Annotated in this window: 8 protein-coding genes; 6 read left to right on the top strand and 2 right to left on the bottom strand. The window is 70.3% G+C overall.

The window, feature by feature from the left end; all coding sequences use genetic code 11:
• Window positions 1–436 precede the first annotated feature (436 nt).
• Genes VKH46_11465 through VKH46_11475 form a run of 3 tightly spaced genes read left to right on the top strand, consistent with a single transcriptional unit; the run spans window position 437 to window position 2,182 of the window.
• The gene (locus VKH46_11465) at window positions 437–829 is read left to right on the top strand and encodes a hypothetical protein (GenBank protein HKB71454.1); all 393 of its coding nucleotides are present in this window, start codon (window positions 437–439) and stop codon (window positions 827–829) included.
• Window positions 826–1,476, top strand: coding sequence for an MBL fold metallo-hydrolase (locus VKH46_11470; GenBank protein HKB71455.1), 651 nt, complete (start codon window positions 826–828; stop codon window positions 1,474–1,476). Before VKH46_11465 ends, VKH46_11470 begins: the two co-directional genes overlap by 4 nt.
• Window positions 1,477–1,516: 40 nt before the next feature.
• Complete coding sequence (locus VKH46_11475; GenBank protein ID HKB71456.1) at window positions 1,517–2,182, top strand: (Fe-S)-binding protein; 666 nt, start codon at window positions 1,517–1,519, stop codon at window positions 2,180–2,182.
• A gap of 152 nt (window positions 2,183–2,334) precedes the next feature.
• Here VKH46_11475 and VKH46_11480 read toward each other — a convergent pair whose 3' ends face one another.
• Window positions 2,335–3,780: a PilT/PilU family type 4a pilus ATPase gene (locus VKH46_11480; protein ID HKB71457.1), complete on the bottom strand. Its 1,446-nt coding sequence runs from the start codon at window positions 3,778–3,780 to the stop codon at window positions 2,335–2,337.
• A gap of 49 nt (window positions 3,781–3,829) precedes the next feature.
• Window positions 3,830–5,005: a hypothetical protein gene (locus VKH46_11485; protein ID HKB71458.1), complete on the bottom strand. Its 1,176-nt coding sequence runs from the start codon at window positions 5,003–5,005 to the stop codon at window positions 3,830–3,832.
• Between the two features lie 26 nt (window positions 5,006–5,031).
• Here VKH46_11485 and gatC point away from each other — a divergent pair, with 26 nt between their 5' ends.
• The 3 genes from gatC to VKH46_11500 all read left to right on the top strand — a co-directional run.
• Window positions 5,032–5,343 (top strand): Asp-tRNA(Asn)/Glu-tRNA(Gln) amidotransferase subunit GatC, encoded by a 312-nt coding sequence (gene gatC / locus VKH46_11490; protein ID HKB71459.1) that lies wholly within the window; start codon window positions 5,032–5,034, stop codon window positions 5,341–5,343.
• 64 nt (window positions 5,344–5,407) lie between these two features.
• Complete coding sequence (gene gatA / locus VKH46_11495) at window positions 5,408–6,856, top strand: Asp-tRNA(Asn)/Glu-tRNA(Gln) amidotransferase subunit GatA (GenBank protein ID HKB71460.1); 1,449 nt, start codon at window positions 5,408–5,410, stop codon at window positions 6,854–6,856.
• Window positions 6,831–7,701 (top strand): hypothetical protein (locus tag VKH46_11500; GenBank protein ID HKB71461.1); only part of this gene is annotated, 871 nt, incomplete at its 3' end. The genes gatA and VKH46_11500, both read left to right, overlap by 26 nt.

Below are 7,701 nucleotides of genomic sequence, written 5' to 3' on the forward strand. Positions count from 1 at the left end.
CGTCGCGCGAGGGCACGAGCGCGAAGATCCGCGGGGCGGCGGCCGCCGCGAGAACGGTCGCGCCGACCCAGATCGCGAGGGGCAGGCGGATCAGCAGTAGGTCGCTCCAGTGCACGGGACGAGTATAGCGGGCGCGGCGATCCCGTCGCGGGAGCTGGCTCGGGGACCGGGAGCGCGTGACGGCGGCGCGGCTCGTCAAACGAGCGACTCGACCGCGCCGCCGCCACCCCCTCGCCGACGCTCCCGCTCCCGCATCGCGGAGCTTTCGCCTCGGTTACTTCGGCGAAAGCTTTCCGCGATGCGAAAAGCCGGCGCCGCCCAGCCGTCGTGCTGATGCGCGACCGTGATCGGAAGACCAGTCCGCGGCTCATTCAGCATCGACGTTCGAGCTCGGCGGTAGACTCGTCGTGTGGAGAGCGAAGGATCGGGCCGGGCCTTGAGGGAAGTACTCGACGACCTCGTGCTCGGGCGAGGCGTGGCGCGGGGACGCCACGAGCTCGTCTGGAACGGCCGGGACGCGACGCCGGAATTCCTCGCGCGGCTCGCGGCGAACGGCTTTCGTCGGATGACGGTCCGCGAGGCGCCGATCGAGGCGGGAGAGCGCATCCCGGCGTTCTGCGTCCGCGGCGACATCGCCGAGTTCGGCTGGCTGCGCTGGGAAATCTTCACGCCGCGCTCTCGGCGCAAGCTCTTCGCGTCCGAGCGCCGCCTGCCGGAAAACGACGAATGGGCCGTGCAGATCAACCTCGCGTCGCCGGAGACCGTCTGGGCCGATCCGGCTCGAAAAGAGCGGCACGAGGTGGACGTCGTGGTGCCGGTTCGCTCGTGACCCTTCGCGTGTCAGAAGTCCTTCCGGTCGGTCCGCTCGCCTGCAACTGCGCGATCGTCGTGGACGATGCCTCGGGTCTCGCCGCGGTCGTCGACCCGGGCGACGAGCCGGACCGGATCCTGGACGCGCTCGGACGCGCCGGGGCCCGCGCGGCGGCCCTCCTCCACACGCACGCGCATTTCGACCACGTCGCGGCGGCGGGCGCGGTTCACCGCGCGACCGGGGCGCCGATCCGGCTCCATCCCGACGATCGCTTCCTCTACGACATGCTCACCGAGCAGGGAAGGCTCTTCGGCTTTCGCTTCGACGACCCGGAAAAAGTCACCGAACCGCTTTCGGACGGCGAAACGATCGCGGTCGGATCGTCGGCGATCCGCGTGATCCACACTCCCGGCCATTCTCCAGGGTCCGTCTGCTTCCTGGCCGACGGGGACGCCCCCGTCCTCTTCTCGGGCGACACGCTCTTCCGCGAATCGATCGGCCGCACGGATCTCTGGGGCGGGTCCTTTCCCGAAATCGAGCGCTCGATCCGGGGACGTCTGTACGCCCTGCCCGACGCGCTCCGCGTGATTCCGGGGCACGGCGAGGAGACGACGATCGGCTGGGAAAAGGAGCGGAATCCGTTCGTGAGAGCGGAGACGATCTGATCGAGCCGTTTGCTACAATGCGCGGCGGAAGGACGATGGAATGAAACTTTCTCTTCGCGAACAGAGCAAGCTGCTCGCCGACTTCTGGAGCCAGAACCCGGTCCTCGATCCGGAGACGGGCGCGCCGATGCGCGCGTTCTACGTCGAGCGGACGTTCAAGCCGCAGGTCGTCATGGTGTCCCCGAGGGGGAAGATGTACCGTTTCGACCAGAAGCCCAAGCAGATCCAGTTCTCCGCCGGGCACCTCCGGGCGATGGTCAACGACGCCCAGGAGCGGGAGAGCCCCACATGCCCTCAGGACTTCGAGCCGCTCGTCGTCTTTCGCACGCCCGCCCAGCATCTCCCGCAGCAGTGGGACTACGCGTTCGTCTGCCCGAGCTGCCTCTCCTACGGGCGGTGGATCAACACCGGGAAGGTCGAGGAGGAGGCCAAGGCCAAGGCGCCGAAGAAGGAGGCGCCCGCGTTCCACGACGAGACGATCCCGCTCCCCAAGCGGATGGAGATGGCCAGGGACGGGGACCTGAAGACGAAGCTCTTCGCGGCGATGGCGCAGACGGACTGCACCGCCTGCGGCTACGACTGCGAGGGTTACGCGGCCGCGCTCGCCGCGGGGACCGAGAAGGACTCGAATCTCTGCGTTCCGGGGAAGGAGCCCACGGCGAACCTTTTGAAGGACCTCCTGAAGGCCGCCGGCAAGGGGTCCTGACCGACGGTCCCATACGAGACGGCTCGAAATTCGAATTTCCGAAACAAGCGTGAAATTCGAAAACGACGACGGATCCGCTTTGGTGCCCTGAGCACCATTTCGGGTTTCGATATTCGGATTTTGGATTTGCGCGGCGCCGCGGCGCCGCGCTGCTATCTCTTGAAGAAGCCCTCGTTCGCGGCGGGCTTGCGTCCCCCGGCGTACTCGGCGAGCTGCTGGTTGAGCTGCTTGATCCGGTCGTTCAACGCCGCGATCTTCTGCGCGGCGTCCTTCTGCGCCCGGTCCGTCTCGTTGCGAAGGCGGGCCGCCTCCGACTCGAGGTCGGCGTACCCTTTCGCCTTCGCTTCGTTCAGGCGCCTCTGGTCGTCGACTTCCTGGCGCAGGCGGACGACTTCCTCCTGGACCTCGGCCATCCGCATCTTCCACTTCTCCTCCTGCTCCTCGTAGAGTTTCTTGGTGTCGAGCAGGCCGGTGATGACGGAAAAATCGTTGAACGACGGCATGGTTCCTCCTCGGAACGACTCCTCGATCTGGGGAAACAGCTTCCGGAGCTTCAGCGACAGGTCCTCGGGGTCCGTGGAGGTCTCCATCGCCTTGTCGTAGTCGATCTTCTGGTGGACGAGCAGCGCGAGCAGCGACTGGTTCATCGACTGCATGCGGTAGTAGCCGACCGACGACTCGATCTCCTCGAGGATGTCCTTGGTCTCCCCCTGGTCGATGTGCTTGGCGATCTTGGGGGAGTTGACCATGACCTCGATGACCGCCGTCAGCCCCGATCCGTCCGATTTCTCGATGAGCTTCATCGAGACGATCGCGCGGAGCACGAGGGCGAGCTGCGACCGTACCTGCCGCTGCAGGGCCGGAGGGCACGAGTCGATCATGCGGTCGATGGCCTGCGCGGCGTTGTTGGTGTGGAGCGTCGAGAAGACCAGGTGCCCGGTCTCTGCCGCCGTGATCGCGGTCTGCATCGTCTCCCAGTCGCGCATCTCGCCGACCATGATGACGTCCGGGTCCTGGCGCACGACGTTCTTGAGGGCCTCCTTGAAGGTCGGCGTGTCGGTCCCCACCTCGCGCTGCGACACGGCCGCGACACCGTCGGAGAGGAGGTACTCGATGGGATCCTCGATCGTGACGATGTGGACCGGGCGCTTCTCGGTGATCTCCCGCATGATCGCGGCCAGCGTCGTCGACTTTCCCGAACCGGTCGGCCCGGTGACGATCACGAGGCCCGCCGGCAGGTGCGCGAACGAGCCCAGCACTTCGGGAAGCTCGAGCTCGTCGATCGTCGGCAGCTTGAAGGGGATGCGGCGGAAGGCCGCGGCATACGAGCCCCGCTGGGTGTAGATGTTGGCCCGGAACCGTGCGACCCCCTGGAGACCGTAGCCCACGTCCACGGCGAGGTCCTGCTCGAGCCGCTGGCGCTGCAAGGGGGTGAGGATCGGGAGCAGCATGTCCTCGAGGATCTTCGGGGAGAGCGCCTCGGTCTTGAGCGGGATCATCTTGCCGTTCAAGCGCAGGAGGGGCGGCCGCATCGGCTTCAGATGCAGATCGGACGCTCCCTTCTTGGCCGTGAATTTCAGGAGTTCGGAAAGCTCCAATTTCCCCCCGCAGGCGTGCGGCGAAGCCTACCCCAGCCGCTCGCCTCCGTCAATCGGGCGGGAGCGCCGAAATTCCGCGCCGGATCTCCTCGCGGGTTCGCCACCGGCGGGTGAACCAGCCGAAGCGCGCGGCCTCCAGCCGGCGCCCGACCTCGGGGCCCGCCCCGATTCCGAGCCACGTTCGGAGGTCGTTGCCGTCGACGGGCGCATCCGCGCGTGCGGTGCGCCGGGCGGCGCGCCGGAGCTCCGCGGCCCGGGACCGCTCGGCCCGCGTCGCCGCCGCGGCGTCGGCGAGGCGCAGCAGGGAGGAGAGCGCGTCGCGGTGGGCGAAGAGAACGCGGTCCGCCGCGGCGCCGGAGAACGCCGCGTCGAGGAAACGCCGCCGACGCGCGGTTTCGCGGATCTCCGCCCGCGAGAACTTGAGGCGCCGGAGCGTGTCCGTGGAGGAAGACGAAGCGACCCCCCCGGCGCGGAGCAGGATCGCGAGGCGGCCGGCGCCGGTCTCGAGCGCGGTCTCTCCGCGGCGGGCCGGAGGGAGCCGCCCGGCGGCGCGGCGCGCGGCGCGCGACGGCGGAATCCCGAGTGTCGCGCCGAGCACGCCGTCGGCGAGCGCCCAGCCGATCGCCCGGGCCGCTTTCCCGGCGAGGAGCCGGGCGAGCTCGTCGTGCAGGCGCTCCGGCGCGGCCCGCCGGACGAGGCGCGCATGGCGCGCGAGCCGCCGGCGCGTGTCGGGGACGATCGTCCAGCCCCGCGTCGCCGCGAGCCGGTACGCGCGGAGCACGCGCAGCGGGTCGCTCTCGAGATTGGCGTCGGAAATCGAGCGAATCCGGCCGGCGCGAAGGTCCACGGCGCCTCCGAACGGGTCGACCAGGCGGCGCCCGCCGACCTCCCGGGCGATCGCGTTGACGGTGAAATCGCGGCGCGCGAGATCGTCTTCGATCGTGCCGCCGCGCTCGAAGCGGGCGACGTCGACGATCGAGTCGCCGCGCGCGACGCGCCAGACCGGGAGCGCCGCACCGGGAGGGGAGAGGGCGAAGGCCGTGCCCAGCCCGTCGGCGGAGAGCTCCCGTGCGAGGCGTTCCTCGCCGCTCGCGACGGCGACGTCGACGTCGGCGACCGGGCGGCCGAGGAGAGCGTCGCGGACCGTCCCGCCCACGAGGTACCCGGTCGTTCCCGTCCGGTCCATCGCCCGACGAAGGACCCGCTCGATCGTTCGAAGACGCATTCGGCGGAGAGGGTACAATGGTTCCAATGACATCGGCCTCCGAAAACCCTTTTCTGTCGCGCGAGGGCGTCGAGCGTCTTGCTCGGCTCGCGCGGCTGAGGCTCGATCCGGCGGAGGCGGCCGCGCTCGCCCCGAAGCTCGGGCACATCCTCGAGCACATCGAGCGGATCGCCGAGATACCGGACGCCGATCTCCCGGAGCCGGAGCCTTCCCCCGCGACGACCCTCCGCGCCGATCAGCCCGTCCCCGGGGCCGGCCGTGCGGAGCTCTCCCGCAACGCCGCGGTGACGTCGCACGGGCTGGTCCCGGTGCCCCGCGTGGTCGACGCGAGTCGATGACCGCGCGGCCGCGCGGAGAGACGAGGCGCCGCCGGCGCGGATCGGGGCGTTCGGGGGCCCGGCGATGAGCGCGATCCGAGAGATCGTCTCCGCAGTGACGTCGGGCGCGACGAGCGCCGAACGCACGGCCCTCCAGGCGCTCGAGCGGATCGCCCGCCGCGAGCCCGAGATCGGCGCCTTCCTGACGTGGAACGAAGAACGCGTGATCGCCGACGCCCGCGAAGTCGACCGCCGGCTCGCCTCCGGAGAGTCGCTTCCGCTCGCGGGCGTCATGGTCGGAGTCAAGGACAACATGACGGCCGAGGGGTACCCGGCTTCCTGCGGATCGCGGATCCTCGAGGGCTTCTCGCCCGGCTACGACGCGACCGCCGTGGCGCGGCTGAAGGACGCGGGGGCGGTCGTCGCGGGAAAGACGAACCTCGACGAGTTCGCGATGGGCTCCTCGACGGAGAATTCCGCGTTCCAGAAGACCCGCAACCCCTGGGACGTCGGGCGCGTCCCCGGCGGGTCGTCCGGCGGGAGCGCGGCGGCGGTCGCGGCGCGCGAGGTCCCCGCCGCCCTCGGCTCGGACACCGGAGGATCGGTGAGGCAGCCGGCCGCCCTCTGCGGCGTCGTGGGCGTGAAACCCACCTACGGCCGCGTTTCGCGCTTCGGCCTCGTCGCCTTCGCCTCGTCGCTCGACCAGATCGGCCCGCTCGCGACGAGCGTCGAAGACGCGGCGCGCCTCTACGACGCGATCGCCGGGCAGGACGCCCGCGACTCGACGACGGCGCCCGTTCCCGTCGGCGATCCGCTCGGCGCCCTGTTCCGGGGCGCGCGAGGGCTCCGGGTCGGCGTGCTGCGGGAGGCGTCGGTCGAGGGCGCGGACGCGCAGGTCCTCGAAAACTTCGCCGAGGCCGTCTCGGCGCTCCGCTCGGCGGGCGCCGCGATCGAGGAGATCTCCGTCCCGCGCGCGCCGTACGCGATTCCGGTGTATTACGTCGTCGCCAACGCCGAGGCCTCGTCGAACCTCGCCCGCTACGACGGGATCCGATACGGGCCCCGCGACGAGGCGGCGGACCTCGAGTCCTTCTACGCACAGCACCGGACGCGCGATTTCGGCGCGGAGGTCAAGCGCCGGATCCTGCTGGGCACGTTCGCGCTGTCGGCGGGCTACGCCGACGCGTTCTACAAGCGCGCGAGCCGCGTCCGCGCGCTCCTTCGCCGCGACTTCGCGCAGGCCTTCTCCCGCGTCGACGCGATCGCCTGCCCGACCGTCCCGGCTCCGGCTTTCCGTTTCGGCGAGAAGGTCGACGATCCTCTCGCGATGTATCTCTCCGACATCTTCACGACGCCCGCTTCGCTCGCGGGGATCCCCGCGATCTCGGTCCCTTCCGGCTTTTCGCGGGAGGGCCTGCCCCTCGCGCTCCAGCTGATGGCCGCCCCCTGGCGGGAAGAGACGCTCTTCGCCCTGTCGGCCGCGTACGAGCGGGAGACTCGTTTCACGGATGCCGCGCCTCCGATCGCGGCGTAGCGTCGGAGCCGCGCTCGCCGCGCTCCTCGTCGCCGCGGCGGCGGCCGGAGCCGACGAGCCCGAGTTCGTCCGGACGGCCGTCGTCTCCCCGGAGCTGAAGGTGTCGATCGCGAGGGGCGATCTCGTCTACCTCTTCGCGAAGCCGCTGCCGGGCGAGGGCGTGGCGGCCTTCGCGCGGCGGTTCTCGGAGGACCCGAAGACGCAAAAGAAGATCCTCGCGCTGAACGGCCGGGAGAAGGTGCAGAGCGCGGGCGTCTTCCTCCGCGTCCCGTACGAGCTCCTCTCCGACAACTACAAGAAGATCGCGATGCAGGCGCTCTTCCCGGCCGACACGGGGCGTCCGGAGGCCTGGACGCACGTCGTGACGGCGCCCGCGGGAGCTCCGGAGAGCCTCTGGCGGATCGCCGAATGGTTCACCGGCGACGGCGCGCGATACGCGGAGATCCGGAAGCGCAACGGTCTCGCCTCGCTCGAGACCGAGAAGGGCCAGAAAATCGAGATCCCGTCGGAGCTCCTCCTGCCGGGCTTCCGCTCGGAGGCGCTCGCCGCGGAGATCGCGGGCGCCGGCGCTCTTTCGTACGGCTCGGACGAGAAGGGGAAGTTCGCGCTCTACCGGCTCCAGAAGGGCGAGGCGCTCTACTCCGCCGTGGTCGTGCGCTTCACCGGCCTCGTGCACGCCGAAGACGTCAACGCGGAGGCGGCGAAGATCGCGGCGCGGAGCGGAATCGCCGACGTGCGCGCGATTCCCGTCGGATACGCCGTCAAGATCCCGCGGGACGACCTGCTCGCCGAGTATCGCCCCCCGGACGACCCGGCCCGCCTCGAGCACGACCGGTCGCTCCTCG

Source organism: Thermoanaerobaculia bacterium (assembly GCA_035260525.1).
In the GTDB taxonomy this organism is placed as follows: Bacteria; Acidobacteriota; Thermoanaerobaculia; order UBA5066; family DATFVB01; genus DATFVB01.

Bases quoted from the DNA above. Each gene is read 5' to 3' on its own strand.
- VKH46_11475 (HKB71456.1), top strand. From the start codon at position 1,517: ATGAAACTTTCTCTTCGCGAACAGAGCAAGCTGCTCGCCGACTTCTGG.
- VKH46_11485 (HKB71458.1), bottom strand. From the start codon at position 5,005: ATGCGTCTTCGAACGATCGAGCGGGTCCTTCGTCGGGCGATGGACCGG.
- gatC (HKB71459.1), top strand. From the start codon at position 5,032: ATGACATCGGCCTCCGAAAACCCTTTTCTGTCGCGCGAGGGCGTCGAG.
- gatA (HKB71460.1), top strand. From the start codon at position 5,408: ATGAGCGCGATCCGAGAGATCGTCTCCGCAGTGACGTCGGGCGCGACG.